Raw genomic sequence first — 24716 nt, forward strand, 5'->3', positions numbered from 1 at the left:
GGGTATGTGGCGCTATTCCAGCCCGAGGCTGTTGCGCAGAATAGTCAGGCGTTCGTCATCCCCGTCTCGGGCTGCCTGCTGAAGAGATTTGGTTGGTGCATGGATCAGGCGATTGGTCAGTTTCCAGGCCAGATCCTGCATAATTGCTTGTGCGTCGCCACCCTGTTCAAGGGCAGCCAGCGCTTTGGCAGTCAGATCGTCACGTGCCTGTTCTGCCTGCCCGCGATACTCGCGGATAGTCTCGCTGACGCTTTGCGCGCGCAGCCAGGCCATAAACTCACTGGTTTCCTGCTCGACTATCGTTTCCGCCTGAACTGCCGCGGCTTTACGCTGCGCCAGGTTGTGCGAAATGATGCTTTGCAGGTCATCCACGCTGTAAAGATAGGCGTTAGCCAGTTTGCTGACTTCTGGCTCAACATCGCGCGGAACCGCGATATCCACCAGTAGCATTGGCTGATTACGACGGGATTTTAAGGCACGTTCTACCATCCCTTTACCGATAATCGGCAGCGGGCTGGCGGTGGAACTGATAATGATATCCGCCTCTTTCAGGCGTTCATCGATGTCGCTGAGCGCAATCACTTCTGCGCCCACTTCGTCTGCCAGCACCTGCGCACGCTCACGGGTACGGTTGGCGATAATCATCTTTTTCACTTTATGTTCGCGCAAATGACGCGCCACAAGTTCGATGGTTTCACCCGCGCCGACCAGCAGCACCGTAACGGTGGAGAGCGATTCAAAGATTTGACGCGCAAGCGTACAAGCTGCGAAAGCAACAGAAACCGCACTGGCACCAATGTCGGTTTCGGTTCGCACTCGCTTCGCCACAGAGAAGGATTTCTGGAACATACGTTCCAGTTCACTGGCTTTAAGGTGCCCTTTTTGTGAATCAGCAAAGGCTTTTTTTACCTGACCCAGGATCTGCGGTTCGCCCAGAACGAGTGAATCAAGGCCACTGGCCACGCGCATAAGATGGCTGACGGCATCGTTGTCCTGATGCCAGTAGAGGCTTTTACGCAGCTCTTCTTCGTTCAGATTGTGGTAGTCGCATAACCAGCGAATAAGCGCTTCGTGCAGGTTGTCCTGCTCTTCAACGCTTAAGTACAGCTCGGTACGGTTGCACGTCGACAACACCACACCGCCCTGCACCATTGGCTGTGCAAGCAGGCTGTCCAGCGCCAGGTCGAGCGTATCCGGCGAAAACGTTACGCGTTCTCGCAGAGAAACCGGGGCTGTTTTGTGGTTAATACCGAGTGCTAAAAGGGTCATATGAGCGGGAGTAGTACCAGCGTTAATAAGGTTAGCAGGTCGCATCATACAGGATGCGCGAGATCAATAAAAGGGACTGCACCCTTTCGGAGTAATAGCTTATCCCGGTCAAGCAACTCACATTATTTAGGGCATAGAGAACGCTTTGAGATAATTTGAACGTAGACGGTGGCACCCTGTGACGCTAGCATTAACAGTTATAACTGCAACGTATCTCAAGGATTTGTCATTATCATGACCCGACTGATTCGCCTTTTGCCGCTGGCGGCGCTGGTTCTGACCGCGTGTTCGATTACTCCACCGAAAGGACCAGGCAAAAGCCCGGACTCCCCGCAATGGCGTCAGCACCAGCAGGACGTACGCAATTTGAGCCAGTACCAGACGCGTGGCGCCTTTGCTTATCTGTCTGACGAACAAAAGGTGTATGCGCGCTTCTTCTGGCAGCAAACGGGTCAGGATAACTATCGCCTGCTGTTGCTGAACCCACTGGGCAGCACTGAGCTGGAGCTTATCGCCAAACCTGGTGAAGCGCAGATAACTGACAACAAGGGCCAGCACTACACCGCGACCGATGCCGAAGAGATGATCGGCAAACTGACCGGGATGCCGATCCCGCTGAACAGCCTGCGTCAGTGGATCCTCGGCCTGCCGGGTGATGCGACCGACTACACCCTCGACGACCAGTATCGTCTGAGCCAGGTCAACTACACTCAGAACGGTAAAACCTGGAAAGTGGTTTACAGCGCCTACGACAGCAACACCAAACCGTCGCTGCCGTCTAATATGGAGCTGACCCAGGGTAGCCAGCGTATCAAGCTGAAAATGGACAACTGGATCGTTAAATGATGACCCAATGGCCCTCACCCGCGAAGCTGAATCTGTTTTTATACATCACCGGGCAGCGTGCTGACGGGTATCACACGTTGCAGACGTTGTTTCAGTTTATCGATTATGGCGACACGATCTCGATTGAACTGCGCCGCGATGGCCAGATTCACCTGCTCACCGCAGTAGAGGGTGTGGAACACGAAGACAATCTGATTGTGCGTGCCGCGCGCCTGCTGATGAAGGCAGCCGCCAACTCTGATCGTTTGCCTGCCGGAAGCGGTGCGGATATCAGTATTGAGAAGCGTCTGCCAATGGGCGGTGGTTTAGGTGGTGGTTCATCCAATGCCGCTACCGTGCTGGTCGCGCTCAATCATCTTTGGGGATGCGGGCTGTCGCAAGACGAACTGGCCGCCTTAGGGTTAACGCTGGGCGCAGATGTTCCGGTGTTTGTGCGGGGTCACGCGGCGTTTGCCGAAGGCGTAGGTGAAATCCTCTCGCCCGCAGAACCCGCGGAAAAATGGTACCTGGTTGCCCACCCGGGAGTCAGTATTCCGACACCGGTCATCTTTAAAGATCCTGACCTGAAAAGAAATACCCCGGTGCGGTCAATAGAAACGTTATTAAATTGTGAATTCAGCAACGATTGCGAGGATATCGCAAGAAAACGTTTTCGCGAGGTTGATGCGGTGCTTTCCTGGCTGTTAGAATACGCGCCGTCGCGCCTGACTGGTACAGGGGCTTGTGTCTTTGCTGAATTTGACACCGAGTCCGCTGCTCGTCAGGTGCTTGAGCAAGCGCCGGTTTGGCTGCATGGTTTTGTAGCACGCGGGATGAACATCTCCCCCCTACAGCAGACCATTCTGGCGCAGACTGAGTTTCGGTGACAACGTCACCCTGTTCCAGACGTTGCATCGCGCTCTTTAATACACGCCTGGATAGCGTTCGCCTGGCCCGCACAGTTTTTGGCGAAGGTTATCCACCACTGGACGCATGCCTGAGGTTCTTCTCGTGCCTGATATGAAGCTTTTTGCTGGTAACGCCACCCCGGAACTAGCACAACGTATTGCCAACCGCCTGTACACTTCCCTCGGCGACGCCGCTGTAGGCCGCTTTAGCGACGGCGAAGTCAGCGTACAAATTAACGAAAATGTACGCGGTGGTGATATTTTCATCATCCAGTCCACCTGTGCTCCAACGAACGACAACCTGATGGAATTGGTTGTTATGGTCGATGCCCTGCGCCGTGCTTCCGCAGGCCGTATCACTGCTGTAATCCCTTACTTTGGTTATGCCCGCCAGGACCGTCGCGTCCGTTCCGCGCGTGTGCCAATCACTGCCAAAGTTGTCGCTGACTTCCTGTCAAGCGTAGGCGTTGACCGCGTACTGACCGTTGACCTGCACGCAGAGCAGATCCAGGGCTTCTTCGATGTTCCGGTTGATAACGTATTCGGCAGCCCAATCCTGCTGGAAGACATGCTGCAACTGAATCTGGATAACCCGATTGTGGTTTCCCCGGACATCGGCGGTGTGGTACGTGCTCGCGCTATCGCGAAACTGCTGAACGACACCGACATGGCGATCATCGACAAACGTCGTCCACGCGCTAACGTTTCTCAGGTGATGCACATCATCGGTGACGTTGCTGGCCGTGACTGCGTGCTGGTTGACGACATGATCGATACCGGCGGCACGCTGTGTAAAGCAGCAGAAGCGCTGAAAGAGCGTGGTGCTAAGCGCGTATTCGCTTACGCAACTCACCCGATCTTCTCCGGTAATGCCGTGAACAACCTCCGTAACTCCGTTATCGACGAAGTTGTGGTGTGCGATACCATCCCATTGAGTGACGAAATCAAAGCGCTGCCAAACGTGCGTACTTTGACCCTGTCCGGGATGCTGGCCGAAGCGATTCGTCGTATCAGCAACGAAGAATCCATCTCTGCAATGTTCGAGCACTAATCGAACACGGCCAAAAAACCCGCTGCGGCGGGTTTTTTTGTCTCTGGTTTTAATTTGTATGACTAATGCCTCCTTCACCTGCCATTCTTATGACAGATGATGCGCACACGGATGATAGATAATTGTGAAAAACGTAGCCTCCTCACATGTTCTGCCCTTTCGCGCCCTCATCGACGCTTGCTGGAAAGAGAAATACACCTCGTCACGCTTTTTGCGCGACGTTATTGCCGGGATAACCGTTGGCATTATCGCCATTCCCCTGGCAATGGCGTTGGCTATTGGCAGCGGCGTGGCACCACAGTACGGGCTGTACACTTCGGCTGTTGCCGGGATTGTCATCGCGCTGACCGGCGGTTCGCGCTTTAGTGTCTCTGGCCCGACGGCCGCGTTTGTGGTCATTCTCTATCCGGTATCTCAACAGTTTGGGCTGGCAGGCCTGTTGGTTGCGACCCTGATGTCCGGCGTCTTTTTGATTTTGTTCGGGCTGGCCCGCTTCGGCCGGTTAATCGAATATATCCCCCTTTCTGTGACGCTGGGGTTTACTTCCGGGATCGGTATCACCATCGGGACAATGCAGATCAAGGACTTCCTCGGCCTGCAAATGACTCACGTTCCTGAGCATTACCTGCAAAAATTGGGTGCGCTGATTATGGCGCTACCGACGGCGAACCTGGGCGATGCCGCCATTGGGATTGTCACGCTGGGTACGTTGATTGTCTGGCCGCGCCTGGGTATTCGTCTGCCCGGTCATTTACCGGCACTGCTGTTAGGATGCGCAGTAATGGCTATCGTCAATATGCTCGGCGGCCATGTGGCGACAATTGGCTCTCAGTTCCATTACACGCTGTCTGACGGATCTCAGGGAAGCGGGATCCCGCAACTGTTGCCGCAACTGGTGCTGCCGTGGGACATGCCCGGCTCCAGCTTCACCTTAAGCTGGGATTCTCTGCGAGCTCTTCTTCCTGCCGCCTTTTCTATGGCGATGCTGGGGGCGATAGAGTCTCTGCTGTGCGCCGTAGTGCTGGACGGCATGACCGGCACCAAACACAAAGCGAACAGCGAACTGGTGGGCCAGGGTTTAGGTAATATCATTGCCCCATTCTTCGGCGGTATTACCGCCACGGCGGCCATCGCCCGCTCTGCGGCTAACGTGCGTGCGGGGGCGACGTCTCCTGTATCGGCGGTCATTCACTCCGTGCTGGTGATCCTCGCTCTGCTGATCCTCGCCCCGCTGCTTTCCTGGCTGCCGCTCTCAGCAATGGCGGCCCTGCTGCTGATGGTGGCCTGGAATATGAGTGAGGCGCATAAAGTGGTGAACCTGCTGCGTCGCGCGCCGAAAGACGACATTATCGTGATGCTCATCTGTATGTCGCTGACCGTATTGTTCGATATGGTCATCGCCATCAGCGTAGGTATTGTGCTGGCCTCTCTGCTGTTTATGCGCCGTATTGCGCGGATGACACGCCTGGCCCCGGTCAACGTCGACGTTCCGGACGATGTTCTGGTGCTGCGCGTGATTGGCCCGCTTTTCTTTGCCGCCGCAGAAGGTCTGTTTAGCGATCTGGAGTCACGTATCGCAGGCAAACGGATTGTGGTGCTGAAATGGGATGCGGTGCCGGTGCTGGATGCGGGCGGTCTTGATGCCTTCCAGCGCTTTGTGAAACGCCTGCCGGAAGACTGCGAATTGCGGGTAAGTAATCTTGAGTTCCAGCCGCTGCGCACGATGGCACGTGCTGGCGTGCAGCCAATCCCTGGCCGCCTTGCCTTCTATCCTGACCGTTCCGCTGCGTTAGCAGACCTGTCACCGACCCTGCACTGACATTCGTCTTTGCATCATGATCCCTATCGCCTGCTGTAGCCATTCGAGCACAGCAGGCGTCATCCAGGTTCCCTTCATCAGATGCGGCTCTTGCTGCATCGCAACGCGAAACTTTTGCTGTGTCGCCGGATCGGTTCCGGCGTAAGACTGGAACAGTTCCAGCCAGTTCTCCGCCAGTTTTTGCGCCTCTTCTGATGAGGGCTCCAGGCGCTCGCGCTGTGCCTGGTGCAGTTTTGCTACCAGCGGTGGCCACTCCATCATGCGGTCGAAATAGTGTGCGCGGGTGAATGCCATCTCGTCGGAGGACAGATAGTTCTGCCAGATAACGAGCCTGGTTTCCGCAAATGCCCGGGTAATGTAGTCCGTCATGTCAGCGGTGATCCCCGTTTGCTGGCGCATCTGCGGCTCAACGCTGTGCATCTCGTTGAGACGGGTGAGAAACTCCGGTTTTCCGGCTGTATCTTGCTCCAGGCGCACCATCCAGCGGGTGGCCAGATCCATGGCACGTGGGTCTGATACGTCGGCGTGTTGTTCCAGCAACGCTTTTGCCTCTGCAACCAGCCCTGCCCAGATAACGCCCAGTTCCTCTTTCTGTACCGCGAATGGCAACTGCTGCAACTCTTCTTTGCTAAACCAGCGATCGTACATGTTCATTAACTCCAGAGTCTGTAGCCAGGACTCAAGATCGGGGTCCTCATCGGCGCTAAGCCCGGTACGCAAATCCACCAGCCTGTCACGCAGTGTCGTAATGCTGCGAGCCTGTTTTTCCAGCAACGTGATTTGTGCGTCGAGCAGTTCCGCCAGTGAGAGCGACTCCTTTTCCAGAAAGTCCCTGATTTCAGCAAGTTCCAGCCCCGCTTTTGCCAGCGCCTGTATCATGTGCAAACGCTGAACATCGCGCAGATTGTAAAGCCGGTAACCTGCTTCGCTTCTGGCAGAAGGCAGCAACAGCCCAGTTTGTTCGTAGTGATGTAGTGTGCGTACGGTGATCCCGGCACGCTTTGCCAGTTCCCCCACCTGAATCAACATAGCGGCTCCTTTTCTTCGCCAGTTGCCCCACTCTGGAGCCTTACGTTACGTGAGGGTCAAGATAAAAAGCAAAAAAAACGGCTCCAGAAGGAACCGTTCTTATAAAACCGTTTAACCGCTAACTGTGTTTATGCTGATCGCGGCGACAGCGTTTATCGTAGTGGCGCACCCACCAGTACCTGTCACTTACCTGTTCATGGCCGCTCACACGCGCACCTGCCAGCCACAAAACCGCACCGAGGAAGATACTCAGCACCGCACCGTGTGCGAAGTATTGTGGAAGGTCAAGCTGTGGCAACTGGTTTAAAATAGAATAACCCACACCGGCCACCATCACGAACAGCCCCAACCCCATGAGCACGTTACCGAGCATCGAAGCGTTTTTGCGTTTCATATGTCACCTCCGGAACTTTGGGTTGTAAGGGGAAAAGCCCCTAATCCTTGTGTGTAAAGTATAGACAACGCCCGTTTTGTGAGTTGCGTGAACGATCACAATAATGGTTACCGTTGGTACAAAAATTTACAAATAAGCAACTGAACAGCTTGAAATTCTAATTGTTCAAATAAGTAATTATTCGTATTCCGTCGTTGTTGTCGCAGAATTTTGTCAACCGGCTCGCCAGACAGTAAACTACGCGCCAGATCCGGAACCCTTTAGGAATTACATCGTGACGATTAAACTGATTGTCGGTCTTGCCAACCCGGGCGCAGAGTATGCAGCAACTCGCCATAATGCGGGCGCCTGGTATGTTGATCTGCTGGCCGAACGGTTACGTGCCCCTCTGCGTGAGGAACCGAAGTTTTACGGGTATACCTCACGTATTAACCTTGCCGGGGCGGATGTGCGTCTGCTTGTCCCGACCACTTTTATGAACCTGAGTGGTAAAGCGGTTTCTGCAATGGCGACGTTCTATCGCATCAATCCTGACGAAATCCTCGTCGCCCACGATGAGCTTGATCTGCCACCGGGAGTGGCAAAGTTTAAACTCGGCGGCGGTCATGGCGGCCACAACGGTCTGAAAGACATTATCAGCAAACTGGGTAATAACCCCAATTTCCACCGTTTGCGCGTCGGAATTGGCCATCCGGGCGATAAAAACAAAGTTGTCGGTTTTGTGCTGGGTAAACCCCCGGTTTCTGAGCAGAAACTGATTGACGAAGCGGTAGACGAAGCGGTGCGTTGTACCGAAATCTGGCTCAAAGACGGTTTAACCAAAGCCACAAATCGCTTGCACGCCTTCAAAGCGCAATAATCCGCACATTACGGCTTTTTTGCCGCGCAGCGTGCGGGTTACGTGTATAATAGGCAGAGTTATTTACTTTTCTTCAGTCGGTTAACGCTAACGGATTGATTATCAAGATATTAAGGTGATTTAGAAATGGGATTCAAATGCGGTATCGTTGGTCTGCCTAACGTTGGCAAATCCACCCTGTTTAACGCGCTCACCAAAGCGGGCATCGAAGCAGCGAACTTCCCGTTCTGTACCATCGAGCCAAACACCGGTGTTGTACCGATGCCCGATCCACGTCTGGATCAGCTCGCTGAAATCGTTAAACCGCAGCGTATTCTGCCAACGACGATGGAATTCGTGGATATCGCGGGCCTGGTAAAAGGCGCATCTAAAGGTGAAGGCCTGGGTAACCAGTTCCTGACCAACATCCGTGAAACCGAAGCCATCGGCCACGTTGTTCGTTGCTTTGAAAACGACAACATCATCCACGTAAACAATAAAGTGGATCCGGCTGACGACATCGACGTTATCAACACCGAGCTGGCATTGTCTGACCTGGACACCTGCGAACGCGCCATTCACCGCGTGCAGAAGAAAGCTAAAGGTGGCGATAAAGACGCTAAAGCCGAACTGACCGCACTGGAAAAATGTCTGCCACAGCTGGAAAACGCAGGCATGTTGCGTGCGCTGAAAAACCTGACAGAAGAAGACAAGGCAGCCATCAAATACCTGAGCTTCCTGACGCTGAAGCCAACCATGTACATCGCTAACGTCAACGAAGACGGTTTCGAAAATAACCCGTACCTGGATAAAGTGCGTGAAATCGCAGCTGGCGAAGGTTCTGTGGTTGTTGCTGTTTGTGCAGCCGTTGAGTCTGATATCGCTGAGCTGGACGACGCAGACCGTGAAGAATTCATGGCTGAGCTGGGTCTGGAAGAACCGGGTCTGAACCGCGTGATCCGCGCAGGCTACGAACTGCTGAACCTGCAAACTTACTTCACCGCTGGCGTGAAAGAAGTACGCGCATGGACCATCCCAGTGGGTGCCACAGCACCTCAGGCTGCGGGTAAAATCCACACCGACTTCGAAAAAGGCTTCATCCGTGCGCAGACTATCGCGTTTGAAGACTTCATCACCTACAAAGGTGAGCAAGGTGCGAAAGAAGCCGGCAAGATGCGTGCAGAAGGTAAAGACTACATTGTTAAAGATGGCGATGTGATGAACTTCCTGTTCAACGTCTAAATAAAATTTGTTGTCTCATGAGGTTTCGCTCAATCTCACAAGAGTCATAAAGAGCTATAAAATCCACGCAATTGCGTGGATTTTTCATTTCACAGAGCCTCAACTCCTCTCGTAACATCGCAGTCCTAAATGAGTACATGGATGTGATGGCGTCACCACTTAAAAACCTGTCAACGATTTTCTCGCTAACCTACCTATTTTTGCCTTCTGCTCGCGTCAACATTTTTTGCTATCTCTTAACTGACTGTTATGAAAGGAATTTCAGATAAAGGCCAAATAAAAACATCTTTCTATGTTTTTAACACACTGTTACTTATCAAGTTTATTTGAAATTTGCCGTTAATCACTTTGGGGCAAAAAGTATATCGCTGCCATTTATTGATAGTGTCAGGTGTGACACTCCCTGTCATTTCGGCATGGCAAGATGCCGGTGTTCAGGAAAAAGGGACAGACAGTCAATGAGTAAACGAAATACACAGTTAGCGCTTCGCATCGCGGATATTCTGACGCGCCTGAATAATGGCGAGACGTTGCATCTGGCAAAACTGGCAGAACAGTATGACGTCTGCACGCGCACGATTCGGCGTGATATTGAAGAACGCCTGCTATTTCTTGAACTCCAGCGCGATACAAATAATGGTGGCTATACGCTGTCACCGGAAATGCTGGGGCGTTTCGACAGCAACAGTATTGAACGCTATTCCGGACTGGCTGGCATCAAAGGCCTGTTTCCGGCACTCGATAAATCCATGCTGAACACTATTTTCCGTCCTTCCGGTCAGCATAATTTTTTGGTACACGGTCATAAATATATCGACGACGACATGCATAGCGTTAATTTCCCGCGTCTGCAACGTGCGATCGACGAACAGCGTATTGTGTCGTTTCGCTACCGTCGTAAAGATGAGCTACGCCACTATAGCGTTGAACCTTATAAACTGATTAATTACAACGGCATCTGGTATCTCGCCGCCCGCCATGCGGAAAAAACAAAGCACTTCACCCTCAGTAAAATTGCCACACTGGAGTGTACATTTGAGCACTTCAGTGCTGATGAGAATGTACGCCAGAACATTAATAAGGAACAAAGTGTCTGGGCAGGCGAGGAAAAATTCGAAGTGGTGCTGAAAGTCTCGGCAGATGTCGCCGAATATTTTGAACGCCGCCAGCTTTTGAATGAGCAGGTCATCGAAAAGAAAATGGCCGATGGCGGTTTAATTATCTCTACGCGGATCTCCCACAAAACGGAAATAACGCCAGTGGTGCGCTACTGGATCCCACATCTGAAAATCATTGCGCCCCAGAGCTTACAAAACGAGCTGGCGCAGGAAATTAAAACCTGGCTGGATGAATAAAATATGTCCTCGTTGAAAACACGCATTATGCGCAAGAATAAAAAACAGCCGCCCCGACATCTCGTACGCAACTTCCCAAAAGTGAATATTATTGTTGCCGCAACAATGAGCGCCGGGAAAACATCGCTGATCAATGCCCTCCTCGGCACGGATTTACTATGGTCGGCGAATGAAGCGGCGACAGCGACCATTACCCGCATTCAGCATGCCATTCAGGATGACAATAGTATGCGTGGTATCTGTTTTACCTGGGAGGGAAAGCGCTATCAGATGGCGGAGGCCGTGGATAAGCAGCTTCTGCATACCTGGAACGGTAGCCCGCAGGTGAAACATATTGAACTTAGTGGTTGCGTGAAAGCCTTCAGCAAAAGCCGCTTTTTACCGGTTATTTACGACACCCCAGGGGCAAATAACAGCCAGGACAGTAGCCATGCGCAACTGCTGAAAGAGGCGCTGGAAGCCTGTGACGACGGCATTATCGTCTATGTTCTTAACGCCACCCAGCCAGCAACTCGGGATGATGCCCTTCTGCTGGGCGACATCAAACAGCATCTGGATGCCAGGCCAGGGAAGCAAATTATCTTCGTGCTAAATAAAGTCGACGAACTTGACGAAGATAAAGGTGAAACCACTGAACACGCGGTGCAGTCCGCCGCCCGCTACCTGGAACAGAATGGCTTTAGCGCGCCGGTTATCATTCCGGCAATGATGCAATGTGCCCTGGTAGCCAGAAAAATGCTCACGCGTCTGCGCACAACGCGTTCGCAGACCCATCATTTACGTAACGAACTGGCGCGTTTTCGCCTGAATAAGCACGTCCTTAACAATGCAGCCCTGATCCCACCACCGCTACGCGAGACATTGCGGCAGGAATTAACACACAGCGCAGTATCCACCGTCAGCAACGATACGTTTTGCCGGAGCGAATTGCGCCAGTTTACCGCCTACAGCGGCGTACGGACGCTGGAACTCTATCTGACACATTATCTTTGAAGAGCGCATCATGAATAATATATATATCGAACATAACCCGTTTATTGTTGAAACCCGCTTTTTAATCAACGGCTCCGAACCTGCCGAAGGCTGCAAATTGTCAAGCTACAAAGAGTTGCGTCTTCAGCTTTGGGTCGAAACCCTTTTCGATGAACTGAGCCGTCTGCTTAACGGCGATCTGGCTTTTAATGTCGAGTTCAAAGGCGTTGAATCCGATTATCTGGATGTGCTGGAAGCGGCAGACGCCGCCCGCCAGAAAGGCATGACCATCGAACTAGAGCAGACCCGGGTTAAAGAGGTCCATCATCGCCTGAATGTGATTCAGGCGATGATGGAAGAAGCCCGACAGAATCCACAGTTTAACGACTACATCGAAAATAACGAAAAGGTAAACCGCGGGTTCCAGGAGGCCTTTAACCGCGACTTTAACCTTTATGTTGTCGCCACCATGTCGTCGGGTAAGTCCACATTAATAAACGCCATGCTCGGCCAAGATCTCCTGCCCGCAGCCAACGAAGCCACCACCGCCACCATCGCGCAGATAACCGACGACAAAACACTGGGATCCTCTTTTATGGCGCGTCGTATCAGCAGCCACACGGGGCCAGGCGAAGAAATTCCGGTATCTTCTGAGTTGCTCAAAGAGTGGAACCAACTGGAGGACACCCACCAGATTGATCTGCGCGGTAACATTGTCTCGATGCAAGAGCGTGATAATGTGCGCCTGGTGTTAACCGACACCCCAGGGCCAAATAACAGCCAGGACGGTGAACACCAGCGAATCACCATGAGCTATATCCAGGATTCGCAGCGCAATCCGCTGATCCTGTATGTGCTGAACGCTTCACAACTGGGGATCAATGATGACCAGCATCTGCTTCGCCTGGTCGCGCAAACCATGATGCGTGGCGGCAAGCAGAGCAAAGATCGCTTTATTTTCGCCGTCAACAAAATGGATAACTTTGATCCTGAAAACGGTGAAAACGTCGGCGCGGCGCTGGAGCGGATCAAAACCTATTTGCAGAATAATGGCATTCACAACCCGCAGGTGTACCCGATCTCTGCCAACCTGACGCGCCTGCTGCGTAAAAACCCGGATGCCCTAACCCGCAAAGAGCGCGGCGAGCTCAACACCATGACCGAGCTTTTCCTCGAAGAAGCCAGCATGAATCTGCCCTCTTATATGCCGCTCACCTCCCGCGTCAGCCGCGCACTGGAGCAACGCAACCTGTCGCGTGTCCTCTATCGCAGCGGGCTGCCCGCCGTTGAAGTGATGATTGACGAATATATTGATAAATACACCTTCCCGAACCGACTGAAACGAGCCTATGAGGCTCTCAATCATGCGATCGAGAAAGGCATGCGCGAAGCCGAGCTCACCGAGCAACTGGATCAGGATGAACGCGCACTCGCGTACCTGAACGAACAAATTACCCGGCTCGTAGAAAAGCGCAAAGAAAGCGCAGATACCGATGTGTACAAACAGTCACTGCGCCAGAAAGGGAAAGAACTGCCGCCGGACATTGCTGCCGTATTCACGCAAAAACTGGCGCAGGTGCGGGCAGCCATCAGAGAGCAAGGTAACGAATTCACAAAAGTGCCTCAGCAGACACCCGCCGATGCACAGCGGCTGTTGGATGCAGCTGAACGCGACGCGTGTTTTCGCTTCAAAGAGTTGATCAACGAATTCGAAGCCGCATTCCAGGCCGCACAGGTGTTAATTAAGGACGAGTTGCAAGTGGAGTACCGCCGCTATATCAGCGAATTGTTTGAAGACACCCGCGAACTGAAGCTCCCGCTGTTCCAGGGGCTGAAAGAAAACATGGCCGACTTTTCGCTCAACTTAAGCCTTAACTCCAATAACATTAAAAACCGGGAAGAACGCTATAACCCGCGCGAGGTTAGCGACGCAACGTGGTGGAACCCGTTCTCCTACTTCAGAACCCGCACCGTCTGGGATTACCGCACGGTGGAATATGTTGATATGTCCGAACTATGGAATGAAAAACGCAGCGAGATCGAGGGCAACTTCCGGGACCTGATTGATACGGCGCGCAAGAAAACCGAAACGGATAAAGACCGGTTAGTCGAAAACTACATTGCGTTTATCGAACGCGAATTTAACAGCAAATTCGATGCACTGATCGCCACCCTGAAGGAGAAAACGACCGATCGTGAAGCGCGTGAAGTCGCAATTTCCGAAGCACGTGCGCAGAAATCGTGGATCAGTGAATTTAAATCACGCCTCGACAACACATTGAGCCTGAAGGAGTAACCGCAGATGGAGCCGAATTTTCACCACGCATTTTTGGCAGCGCTCAACTGCCCGCAGCGTGATTTTGCGCTGCTGAACGCCATGCTGGAGGAGTCTTACGCGGCGAAACCGGCGCTTTTCGACACCCACCGGGAAGATAGCATCTGTGAGGCCATCAACCATGAAACCATTGACTGGAACAGTGCTTACTTTGCGTTGCAGGTCAGAAGCCTTGAACACAACTTCTCGCTGGAGCGAGCGCAGCATCTGACTGCCCTCAGCCAGTGGCTGACCGAGCAGCAGCATGATGGCTTTCTTGCCGCCCCTGCAGCGCATAAAGACAAGGGAAACCAAAACATGAACAACAATGAAACCACGACGTTTACACCGGGCCAGAGCCTGCTTGCCGCACTGGAGTCCGGCTCCCTCAACCGCCTGCGTTCTGCATTGGTTGCAGAACTGGAAAATAACCGACTGGATGCACAGACGGTTCGTCAGGCGATGAAATGGGCAGAGTCTCGTGCAACCGGACTGTTTGCCGACTATGAAGAAAGCACGCTGGCGCTCGGTTTTGAGGCCGACAAAAGCAAGTGGGATGTGGATTACTACAATCTTCAGTCCGCGTATCTGGTGATGAACTTCTCACGGGAGCGTTTTGAGCACCTGATTAACATCTACCAGGTACTGCGCGATCGCGCGGTTTCCGGCTTTGTCCACCAGCCGAAAGCCGCACCGCGCTCTGCAAGTGCCCCTACGGCATCGGCACCGCGCAGCCCGACGCCTGCACCTGGCACACCAGTGCATCAGAGCGGTTCCACTTCGGCCCTGCGCGTTGCCGCACTGGCAGGGGGGGCGCTCGCCGCGCTGGCACTACTGATTTTCGCACTGCTTTAACGGAGGCATCACCATGCAAAAACCAATGATGCCACTGCAAATCCAGGAGATGGAACAGCGCGCGGCAGGTACCCTCGCCTCTGCTAACACGCTGATTAACCGTAGCTATCTGGCTGAAATGCGCCACTACCCAGTGCAATCGCTTGAAGATTATCAGGGCGTGCCAATCCACCGCGCCGGTGATATCCGCCTGTTTCGCATTGAGCGTATTGTTCAGGAAAACAAGCAATCGGTGCTGGAGAGCACCACTGCCGCTTACACCGCATTAGGCGCTGCCGGTTATAGCGTCTTTTTGCTGCTGAAATCCGATGGACGGGAAACCGATGTCTATATCGGCACACGTGGTGCTCCAGGTAAGATGCTGGGGCAAAACTCCGGTGAACTGCTCAATGAAACGTTCAAAGGACATTTCCCCGGCAGTAAGCTGATTGCGCAGGACGCGCAACAAACCGCACAGTTACTGGATGGTGCGCTGGCGCAAAAAGAAAATCCGTCCTCCTCGGTGACCGCCGTCACGGGAGTACCGTCGCTGGCAACAGAAGACAGCGAACATTTTATGCAAGGGCTGGAGCATTTTATTGATGCCGCCGAAAGCCGCGTTTATCAGGCCATTATCCTTGCAGAGCCGGTGACGCCGCCGGAACTGGATCGCATTCGCACCGGTTATGAAAAGGTCGCCACCCAGCTCTCTGTCCTGGCAAAGCGTCAGTACGCTTTTGGCGTGCAGGACAGTGACAGCGTAGGCCTGAGCATCAGTGAAGGTCTGAGCCAGTCTCTCGGTGAAAGTTTAGGTATGACGGTGTCTCAGGGCACTTCTTTCACCCGTGGTACGAACCACTCCACAAGCGTTGGCATCTCAAGCAGCGAATCCACCTCCGGGGTCCTTGCTGACGTCATGGCGGGCTATAAAAAGGGCAGCCAGATATCACTCGGTGCGACCTTTAAAGGTGTGCTGCAGGGTATCGCCCTCAACCGTACCCACTCGGACAGCGTAAGCGAAAATACCACCACCGGCACGTCGGAAACACAAGGCAGCAACACTTCCCAAAGCGAGTCGCGCACGCTGAACCGAAACGATACCACCACCCGCACTGACGGCCAGACTATCAATAAAACGACGGGCAACAGCCAGCAGATTTCGCTGGAGGTGAATGACAAAACCATCGAGAACCTGCTGGCAAAAATCGATCATCATCTGGAACGAGTGAATGAAGCGCGAACCTATGGTGGCTGGCAAACTGCCGCCTACTTTATTGGTGACAGCACCGCCTCGTCAGAATCGCTGGCCAGCATTTTCCTGGGGTTAATGCGCGGAACCCGCTCAAGCACGGAGGATTTCGCTTTAACCACCTGGAACTCACAAAGCAAACAACCCATTCTTGACTGGCTGTCGGTACTGGCGCACCCACCGCTGAAACCCGCCATTGCCCCGGTGCTGGCTATCGACTGGCTCACCCCGGCAACGCTGGTTTCCGGCAAAGAGATGGCTATACAGTTGAGCCTGCCCCGTCGTTCAACCTCCAGCGTCGCAGTACTGCATACCCAATCATTCGGGCGAAAAGTCCTGCCCCTCGACGGCCCGGAGCCTGATGGAAAACAGAGCCGGACGCTGCGGCTCGGGCAGATGCGCCATTTGTGGAACGATCTGGATATGCCCATCGATCTGGACGTGGACAGGCTCACCAGCCATGTATTTATCACCGGTTCCACCGGCGCAGGCAAAAGCAACACCATTTACGCATTGCTGGAACAACTGGGTCAGAACAATGTCCCGTTCTTGGTTATTGAACCGGCTAAAGGTGAGTACAAGCAAGTCTTTGGTCATCGTGATGATGTCTCGGTCTTTGGGACGAATGCTCGCTTTTCACCCCTTCTGCGTATTAACCCGTTCCGCTTTCCTGAATCCACCCACGTTTTTGAGCATATTGACCGCCTGGTGGATGTTTTCTCCATGTGCTGGCCGATGTATGCCGCCATGCCTGCTGTATTAAAAGATGCCATTCTGCAAGCTTACACCGTGTGCGGCTGGGATCTGGTGACATCGGAAAATCACTGGCACCCCGCCCCTCTTTTTCCAACTTTTGCCGATCTGCAGGAACAACTTCGCCAGGTGATTGAACAATCCGAGTGGTCGCAGGAGGTGAAAAGCAACTACATCGGTTCACTGGTGACACGCGTTAACTCGCTGACCAATGGCCTGAATGGGCAAATTTTTAGCGGTGAGGAGATAGATAACAGCCTTCTTTTTGACAGTAATACCATTATCGACTTAAGCCGTATCGGCTCGCAGGAAACCCGATCGTTCATTACCGGTATTCTGGTGATCCGCCTCAGCGAACATCGTGCCGCGATGAGCGGGATGAACCAGGCTTTACGCCATGTGACCGTGCTTGAGGAGGCCCATCACCTGCTGAAACGCAGCGGCGGTAACGCTGGCGCAGAAGGTGCGGATATCACGGGTAAAGCCGTGGAAATGCTCGCGAATGCCATTGCTGAAATGCGCACCTGGGGCGAGGGTTTTATCATTGCCGATCAGTCACCTGCGGCAGTAGATATGGCAGCCATCCGCAACACCAATACTAAAATCATCATGCGTCTGCCGGAAGATACGGATCGCCGCACTGCCGGAAAATCAGCGGCCCTGAGTGATGAACAACTCGATGAACTGGCGCGCCTGCCACGTGGGGTCGCGGTGGTGTATCAGAACGACTGGCTGGAGCCGGTACTTTGTAGAGTCAGGAAGTTTGAGGCCCCAGCAGAGCCATGGCAGTACAAGCCCACGGTAGCGCTGGTTGCCACAAATCCGCAAGCCTGGACGCCGCTTTTAAGCTGGTTACTTAACCATCGTCTCCCCCATCCGGTCGACATCACGCCGCAACAACTGGTCGAGCGGATCGATACACTGATGCTGTCGACGCGCAACAAAATCCTGCTGCGCTCATTAATTGCAGAGTTCGAAACCCATCGAACTCTGCGAATTCAACGTGAAGACCAGTTCCGTCAGTTAGCCAGCACCATCACCGGGTTACTCGATTGTCGTCGTGAGCTGATCCATCAACTCAGCCAGTGCAGCGACTTCAGCACCCTGAATAGCACACTTGATACCCTGCTTACCCGTCGCACCGGTGAGTTACCTACAGCGCTGCGTATTGCAGTACAGCAGTGCCTGATGAAAGACGTTTCGGCGGAGTCAGAAACATGGCTGAAGACCTACGCCGGGTGGCGTAAACACGTACAGGAAACCCTGCAATGAGCGAAATGCTAGTTTTAGAAACGGCCCTTGAGATCGTGGGTGAGCACGGAGAGCTGACTGAACTCACTAAAGATATTGATATTACCGACATTGACATTGATAAGCTGGATGAGCCCCTGAAGACGGTTGACACTCCGCTGACTGAACTGAGTGACGAGATGCGTGAAACACTGCGTGACAAAGGCTACAGTGAAGACGTCATTGAACGCATCGGAAGCGAGCAGGAAGCGCAGATTTACCTTGATGCCGGGCTGGAATGTGAAACGGTCAACGGGAAAGATGTGCTGGTGCAACCGGATATCGACCCCGACCAGGTGGATGAACTGGGCAGAACGAATCTTGAGCGAATGGAAAAAGGTCTGCCGCCGCAGGATGCCGACGGCAAGCCTTATCAGCTTCACCATATCGGGCAAAATGCGGATTCACCATTAGCAGAGCTGACGCAAAGCGAACATATGGGCGGTGGTAATAATAAAATCCTCCATGATGTCACCAAAGATTCGGAAATTGACCGCGGTGATTTCCAAAAGGAACGCACCGACCACTGGAAACAGCGTGCAGAAGATATTAAAAATCAACGAAGCGAGGCCGCAGCATGAAACAACTGAAAACGTTTATCGAACAACATGATGTGACTACCCGCCCGGTTGACGCGGCAACGATCAACAACGCGGAAAAGGCGCTTCATATTACCTTCACCCCGGACTATAAAGCCTGGCTGCAAAACGTCGGGATCCTCTCTTATGAAGCCACCGAAGTGTTCGGACTGGGGGTAAAGGAGACAGCGTGGTTAAACATTCTGCGCTCGACGGCGGAGTTACGTCAGCAACACCCCAACTTCCCGGTCTGCGCGGTTCCGCTAATGGATGCGGAGGATGGTCACTATTATCTCTATGACAACGCGACCGGCAACATTGTGCGCTGGTCACCGCTGTCCGGCGTGCGCGAAACCCTGAACGTCTCATTAGAAACCTTCGTGTTACAACAAATCGAGCAATAAAACACGCCTGTTGCGCCCCCTGCCGCTGCAGGGGGCGCAACACTATCAGTTTAACAAGGCCGAACCAGGCTTTCCTTCCCTGCAATACTTCCCCCCACCACACCAACCGCTGAAAAGGCATTTGGCCAGCCGGCGTAGAATGCGGCGTGCGCCACAATTTCCCCCGCCTCCTGCGCGGTAAGTCCATTGTCCATCGCCCGGTTCAGGTGATAGCCGATTTGCGCACTCTGCCCGGCGGCAATCAGCGCGCTGACGGTAACCAGGCTCCGGTCACGGGAGGCGAGCGCTGGCCGTTGCCACAGCTCAAGAAAAAGAGGATCGGCGGTGAATTTCACCAGCCCCGGCGAAACTGGTTCAACGTTCTTTTTCACGGTTTCAGCTCGTAGCCGTTCAGCCTCTTCATTCAGGGGCAATAGCTGCGGTGTCGCCTGTGGGAGTTCATCAGGGCTTACTCCGCGTGTGCGGAAAATATCTTTAGTCACCGCAATGGCAGCCATCGCATTCGGCCAGCCGGAATAAAACGCCAGATGGGTAATCACTTCAGAGATTTCAGCCGGGGTTACGCCGCACTCGAGCGCTACTTCCACATAGTGCTTCAGTTCGGCAGGCTGATTTCTGGCGATAAGAATAGCCAGCGTGACGATACTGCGATCCCGCGCTGACAGCTCATTTCGCTGCCATAGTTCACCGGAGATAACCTCATTACCAAACCGGACAAGTGCGGGTGATACCGACTGAATATCGGCGTCAGACAGTACGGATGCATTAACTTTCATTGTGTGTTCACCTTATTGATTCTCCGGGCCGTTTGCGGGTCCAGACCTGTTTCTGGTCTTTCGTGGCTGGGGTGTTTTGCGCCATGATCCCCGATAATGCGTGAGGCTGATAGCAGGCCTCCAGATAACGGATATCTTCCTCGCTCAGCCGCAAGTTCACAGCTTTTACCGCGCCCTCGACATGCTGCATTTTCGTTGCGCCCACAACCGGGGCCGTCACTTTGGTTAACAGCCAGGCCAGTGAAACCTCGGTCATTGACACCTGGTACTGGCTGGCCAGCTCCGCCACGCGGGCAATTATCTCTGCGTCCTGCTCTGCCGTTTTGTCGTATTTCCCTTTGGCATAGCTGTCTTCCCTGGCGCGTCGCGTCTGAGCATTATCAATGCGGGAAAGACGACCACTGGCCAGCGCGCTGTAGGGCGTCATGGCGATATTGTCCTGCGCGCAAAGCCCCGCCAGCTCGCGTTCATCCTCGCGCATAATAAGGTTGTAATGACTCTGGACAGAGACAAAAGGCGTCAAGCCTTCGCGTTCCGCCAGCGCGTTGGCTTTCGCCAGCTGCCAGGCAAAGCAATTTGAGATGCCAATGGCTCTCACTTTTCCCGCCTGAACCGCCTGGTGCAGCGCGATCAACACGTCAAGGACTGGCGTGTTGTAGTCCCAGATGTGGTAGATATAAAGGTCGATGTACTCCATGCCGAGGTTTTGCAGGCTCTGGTCAAGCGAGTGCGCAATGGCCTGCTGGCCGCCGATCCCCGCGGCAATCTGTTGCCCGGTGCGGGGCAAAAATTTCGTTGCCAGCACCACCTCATCTCGCCTCGCCATGTCGCGAAGCGCTTTCCCGACAAAACGTTCACTTGAGCCATTCTGGTAGGCGATAGCGGTATCGAAGAAATTGATCCCCTGCTCCAGGCCGTAGCGGATGATGTCCCGGCTTTCCGGCTCGCTCAGGGTCCAGCTGTGTTGACCCGAAGAAGGATCGCCAAACCCCATGCCCCCCATACAAATGCGGGAAACGCGTAAATCGCTGTTACCCAACTGACTGTATTGCATTCGCTTTCCCCACCTGAACGTAGCATGAATGTAAAAAGACACCGCCAGTATAAGGTCGCGATCGCGGGAAGATTAGGTCATCATTGATTCAAAGATAGTTAGCCAACAGCTAATAATCAGTATGCTGATTACATCAGGATGGCCTAATGAACAATGTGATTTATAACCAGATACGGATCTTTCAGAGCATTGCCCGCGAGGGCAGCATCACAGCTGCGGCCAGAAAGCTGGAAATTACGCCCCCGTCCGTGAGCAAGGCGCTAAAACTGCTGGAGCAGCACATCGGGCATCCTCTCTTTGTCCGCACAACGCGGCATATAGCGCTGACGGATGCCGGGCAACAGCTGTTACAGCAAACTCAGGCGGCGGTAGCGTCACTGGAAAATGCGCTTGAGGGCATCAAGGACACGCATCAGGCACCTTCCGGGCTGGTCAGGATCACCTTGTCCCGCTTCGCATATCTGTTGATCCTCAAGCCTCATATGGCCGAGTTTTGTGCTCAGTATCCGGGTATTCAGCTTGAGGTATCCGTCTACGATGGAACCATCAACATTGTCGATGAGCGCTATGACCTGGGGATCCGGTTTGGCGATATCCTTGAAGGCGGGGTCGTCGCACGTCAGCTGATGGCACCCTTTCGTGAGGGCTTGTATGCCTCATCCGCCTATCTTGAGGAGTTTGGTATTCCAGTGACCCCCGCAGATCTTTCGCGGCATCGACTGATAGGCTATCGGTTTATCACCAATAACCGTATCCTGCCGTTGATTCTCGAGGAGAACGGTGAGCAGTTAACCCTTGATATGCAAGGCCAGCTTATCAGTAATGATATTGACGTGATGGCAGACGGGATCCGCAGCGGATTGGGCATCGGGCGTCTTTTCGAGCCGGTGTATCGGTTACAGTCCGATAAAGACCGTTTTATTCCGGTAATGGAGCCCTACTGGAAAACCTATCCCCCGGTGTTTCTTTATTATCCTAAAAGCGCGGGTAAAACCAAAAGAGTCCAAAGCCTTATTGAATTTTTAATCTTAAAAAACGCCAGGTAATACGGTTTTCCATTGCACAATGGTCAATGTAATTATTAATAAACACGGCCTGGTGAATTTTAAATATGTCAGTGTGTAAGATTTCAGCGCTGACATTGAAATATAATTAACAAATTCACCTGCACACAGTAATTCCTGAATAGGTTAAATTTAATAAGTGATAGATAACATTTATTATGAAGATGATAAATTCCTGTTATAATTTCTTTAAATCAAAAGCATTGATTTTGTTAACCGCTGCAAACTGTGTGTTTTAAACGAAACTCATCATCGGTTATGTAATGAGTTATACAACGATTATTCATTGCTTCTGTTTATTATCCCAACCCACTGCTGTAGTGGCCCCTTTAATTAACCATAGTTTATTTATGGTTAATCTGGCCGCGCTTTGTCATGACCAGAATAGTCAGGAGTTCGTATGAATAAGAAAAGACGTTCAGTTCCCGGGATCAGACATTATGACGGGCCTGCCGGTGGCTGGGGTGCCTTAAAAGCGACGGCGATAGCCGTACGCACGCAGATGGATGCGCTGGACGCTCCCGTCACGCTGCTGCGTACCAACCAGCCCGATGGGTTTGACTGCCCGGGCTGCGCGTGGCCGGATAAAGAACACAAATCCACGTTCCAGTTCTGCGAAAACGGCGCGAAAGCCGTAACGTGGGAAGCCACCAACAAGCGCGTCACCCCGGAATTTCTGGCGAAAAACACCGTTACTTCCCTGCTGGCAAAATCCGATTACGAGCTTGAAGGCTATGGCCGTCTGACCCGCCCGCTGCGTTACGACCGGGCAAGCGACACGTTCCGCCCTGTTGAGTGGGAAGAGGCCTTTGAGCGGATCGGCGAAGTCCTGCGCGGGCTTGAACCAGACCAGGTGGAATTTTATACCTCGGGCAGAGCATCGAACGAAGCGGCTTATCTGTTCCAGCTGTTTGCCCGTGAATACGGTACGAACAACTTTCCTGATTGTTCCAACATGTGCCATGAAGCCACCAGCGTCGGCTTACCGCGCTCTATCGGAATCGGGAAAGGCACCGTTTCACTGGATGATTTCGACAAAACAGAGCTGGTTATCTCTATTGGTCACAACCCGGGCACAAACCACCCGCGCATGATGGGGACGCTTCACGAGCTGGCGCGCCGCAATGTGCCGATCATCGTATTCAACCCGTTGCGTGAAAGAGCCCTGGAGCGTTTTGCCGACCCGCAAAGCGTCTTTGAAATGGCCACCTACAGCTCGACCGATATCGCCTCTACCTATTTCCAGGTGAAAGCCGGTGGCGATGCCGCGGCCTTAAAAGGGATCGCCAAACACCTTCTGCAAATGGAAGAAGAACGTGGTGGCGTGCTGGATAGCGAATTTATCGCCGAACACACTCAGGGGTTCCCGGCCTTTGCGGACGATATCGCGCAAACCTCCTGGGAGGCGATTGAACGCGAATCCGGGTTAACCGCAGACGCGTTGAAAAGCGTGGCTGAAGCCTATGCAAAATCGAACGCTACCATTATCACCTACGGTATGGGGATCACCCAGCACAACAAGGGTACGGCGAACGTGCGGCTGATTGCCGATGTGCTGCTAATGCGCGGCAACATCGGCAAACCGGGTGCGGGGATTTGTCCGCTTCGTGGCCACTCGAACGTGCAAGGCAACCGTACTGTGGGGATCACCGAAAAACCTACCGCAGCGTTTATTGCGCGCCTTAAGGATGTTTTCGGCTTCGATGCGCCAGCTAAACATGGTCACGATGCCGTACAAGCCACACAGGCGATGATCGACGGCCATGCCAAAGCCCTTATCTGCCTTGGCGGGAATTTTGCGGTTGCGATGCCCGATCACGAGAATGGATTCCCGGCCATGCAGACCCTGGATTTAAGTGTGCACGTGGGCACCAAACTAAACCGTACTCACCTGCTGGTGGGCAAAGAAACCTATATCCTGCCCTGTCTTGGCCGTACCGAGCTGGATCTGCAGCAGACGGGGCGTCAGTCCATCACCGTGGAAGATTCCATGTCGATGGTTCATGCCTCCTCCGGTAAGCTGAAACCCGCCTCCCCGCTGATTCGCTCTGAACCGGCCATCGTTGCGGGCATGGCTCGCGCAACGCTGAAACAGACCAAAGTGAACTGGCTGGAACTGGTGACAGACTACGATCTGATCCGCGAGTTAATCGAGCAAACCATCCCCGGTTTTGACAACTATAACGACCGCATTCGTGTGCCGGGCGGTTTCCGGATGCCGCTGCCGCCAATCCAGCGCATCTGGCCTACAGCCACCGGTAAAGCGATGTTCTCCGTGTTCGATGGCGTGGATGAGAATGCCAGAGGCGAAGGGGACAACGTTCTGCGCCTGATTACCCTTCGCAGCCACGACCAGTACAACACCACCATCTATGCGCTGGACGATCGCTATCGCGGCGTCTTTGGCCGCCGCGATATTCTGTTTATGAATGAAGGCGATATGGATAGCCTGGGTCTGGAGCACGGCGATCGCGTGGATATCGAAACGGCGCTGGCGGGAAGTGTTCAGCGCCTCGAGGATATTACCGTGGTGGCTTACAGCATCGCGCCAGGCTCCGTTGGCGCCTACTACCCGGAAGCTAACGTGCTGGTGCCGCTTAACTACCTCGATAAAGACAGTGGTACGCCGTCCTATAAGTCCGTGCCTGTTCGTGTGACCCTGCGTTCAAAAGAAATCCGGATGCTCTGATCTCAGTCC

The 24716-nt window shown here is 53.3% G+C and carries 19 protein-coding genes and 1 pseudogene; 15 read left to right on the top strand and 5 right to left on the bottom strand.

What is annotated here, in order from left to right; all coding sequences use genetic code 11:
- Window positions 1-12 precede the first annotated feature (12 nt).
- Complete coding sequence (hemA, locus tag N1249_RS12715) at window positions 13-1269, bottom strand: glutamyl-tRNA reductase (RefSeq protein ID WP_259829766.1); 1257 nt, start codon at window positions 1267-1269, stop codon at window positions 13-15.
- Window positions 1270-1503: 234 nt separating this feature from the next.
- Here hemA and lolB point away from each other — a divergent pair, with 234 nt between their 5' ends.
- The 4 genes from lolB (at window position 1504) to dauA (ending at window position 5872) form a co-directional block, all read left to right on the top strand.
- Window positions 1504-2115 (top strand): lipoprotein insertase outer membrane protein LolB, encoded by a 612-nt coding sequence (gene lolB, locus N1249_RS12720; protein ID WP_217186517.1) that lies wholly within the window; start codon window positions 1504-1506, stop codon window positions 2113-2115.
- Entirely contained in the window at window positions 2112-2981 is an 870-nt protein-coding gene (ispE, locus tag N1249_RS12725) for a 4-(cytidine 5'-diphospho)-2-C-methyl-D-erythritol kinase (protein WP_259829785.1), read from the top strand. The genes lolB and ispE overlap by 4 nt, the downstream gene beginning before the upstream one ends.
- A gap of 124 nt (window positions 2982-3105) precedes the next feature.
- Window positions 3106-4053, top strand: coding sequence for a ribose-phosphate diphosphokinase (gene prs / locus N1249_RS12730; RefSeq protein ID WP_003856663.1), 948 nt, complete (start codon window positions 3106-3108; stop codon window positions 4051-4053).
- Window positions 4054-4177: 124 nt separating this feature from the next.
- Complete coding sequence (gene dauA, locus N1249_RS12735; protein WP_259829787.1) at window positions 4178-5872, top strand: C4-dicarboxylic acid transporter DauA; 1695 nt, start codon at window positions 4178-4180, stop codon at window positions 5870-5872.
- On the opposite strand, the gene N1249_RS12740 is transcribed toward dauA, so the two are convergent.
- Window positions 5855-6901: a MerR family transcriptional regulator gene (locus N1249_RS12740; protein ID WP_259829788.1), complete on the bottom strand. Its 1047-nt coding sequence runs from the start codon at window positions 6899-6901 to the stop codon at window positions 5855-5857. The genes dauA and N1249_RS12740 overlap by 18 nt on opposite strands.
- Before the next feature lie 118 nt (window positions 6902-7019).
- Window positions 7020-7295: a stress-induced protein YchH gene (gene ychH, locus N1249_RS12745; protein ID WP_014070579.1), complete on the bottom strand. Its 276-nt coding sequence runs from the start codon at window positions 7293-7295 to the stop codon at window positions 7020-7022.
- A gap of 274 nt (window positions 7296-7569) precedes the next feature.
- On the opposite strand from ychH, the gene pth reads away from it, so the two are divergent.
- The 9 genes from pth to N1249_RS12790 all read left to right on the top strand — a co-directional run bounded on the left by pth (window position 7570) and on the right by N1249_RS12790 (window position 19124).
- The gene (gene pth / locus N1249_RS12750; RefSeq protein WP_166715694.1) at window positions 7570-8154 is read left to right on the top strand and encodes an aminoacyl-tRNA hydrolase; all 585 of its coding nucleotides are present in this window, start codon (window positions 7570-7572) and stop codon (window positions 8152-8154) included.
- Between the two features lie 126 nt (window positions 8155-8280).
- Entirely contained in the window at window positions 8281-9375 is a 1095-nt protein-coding gene (ychF, locus tag N1249_RS12755; protein WP_014070581.1) for a redox-regulated ATPase YchF, read from the top strand.
- A 458-nt stretch (window positions 9376-9833) separates the two neighbouring features.
- Window positions 9834-10730, top strand: coding sequence for a YafY family protein (locus N1249_RS12760; protein WP_259829789.1), 897 nt, complete (start codon window positions 9834-9836; stop codon window positions 10728-10730).
- A gap of 3 nt (window positions 10731-10733) precedes the next feature.
- Complete coding sequence (locus N1249_RS12765) at window positions 10734-11723, top strand: dynamin family protein (protein WP_259829790.1); 990 nt, start codon at window positions 10734-10736, stop codon at window positions 11721-11723.
- A 10-nt stretch (window positions 11724-11733) separates the two neighbouring features.
- Window positions 11734-13998, top strand: coding sequence for a dynamin family protein (locus tag N1249_RS12770; RefSeq protein WP_259829791.1), 2265 nt, complete (start codon window positions 11734-11736; stop codon window positions 13996-13998).
- A gap of 6 nt (window positions 13999-14004) precedes the next feature.
- The gene (locus tag N1249_RS12775; RefSeq protein WP_259829792.1) at window positions 14005-14871 is read left to right on the top strand and encodes a hypothetical protein; all 867 of its coding nucleotides are present in this window, start codon (window positions 14005-14007) and stop codon (window positions 14869-14871) included.
- Window positions 14872-14884: 13 nt separating this feature from the next.
- Complete coding sequence (locus N1249_RS12780; RefSeq protein WP_259829793.1) at window positions 14885-18124, top strand: ATP-binding protein; 3240 nt, start codon at window positions 14885-14887, stop codon at window positions 18122-18124.
- The gene (locus N1249_RS12785) at window positions 18121-18723 is read left to right on the top strand and encodes an HNH/ENDO VII family nuclease (protein ID WP_259829795.1); all 603 of its coding nucleotides are present in this window, start codon (window positions 18121-18123) and stop codon (window positions 18721-18723) included. The genes N1249_RS12780 and N1249_RS12785 overlap by 4 nt, the downstream gene beginning before the upstream one ends.
- Window positions 18720-19124, top strand: coding sequence for an SMI1/KNR4 family protein (locus N1249_RS12790; RefSeq protein WP_259829797.1), 405 nt, complete (start codon window positions 18720-18722; stop codon window positions 19122-19124). Before N1249_RS12785 ends, N1249_RS12790 begins: the two co-directional genes overlap by 4 nt.
- 50 nt (window positions 19125-19174) lie before the next feature.
- Here the strand turns inward: N1249_RS12790 and N1249_RS12795 are convergent.
- Both N1249_RS12795 and N1249_RS12800 read right to left on the bottom strand, forming a co-directional pair.
- Window positions 19175-19885, bottom strand: a pseudogene (locus tag N1249_RS12795) (carboxymuconolactone decarboxylase family protein); the annotation flags it as partial.
- Window positions 19886-19907: 22 nt separating this feature from the next.
- On the bottom strand, window positions 19908-20954 hold the full coding sequence (locus N1249_RS12800; protein WP_259829801.1) for an aldo/keto reductase: 1047 nt from the start codon (window positions 20952-20954) through the stop codon (window positions 19908-19910).
- Window positions 20955-21100: 146 nt separating this feature from the next.
- Between N1249_RS12800 and N1249_RS12805 the strand changes: the two genes are divergently transcribed.
- The gene (locus N1249_RS12805) at window positions 21101-22000 is read left to right on the top strand and encodes a LysR family transcriptional regulator (RefSeq protein WP_259829807.1); all 900 of its coding nucleotides are present in this window, start codon (window positions 21101-21103) and stop codon (window positions 21998-22000) included.
- Window positions 22001-22418: 418 nt separating this feature from the next.
- Window positions 22419-24707, top strand: coding sequence for an FdhF/YdeP family oxidoreductase (locus N1249_RS12810; protein ID WP_259829818.1), 2289 nt, complete (start codon window positions 22419-22421; stop codon window positions 24705-24707).
- Window positions 24708-24716: the final 9 nt, after the last annotated feature.

It is taken from the genome of Enterobacter sp. CP102, assembly GCF_025152625.1.
Lineage (GTDB): Bacteria > Pseudomonadota > Gammaproteobacteria > Enterobacterales > Enterobacteriaceae > Enterobacter > Enterobacter soli.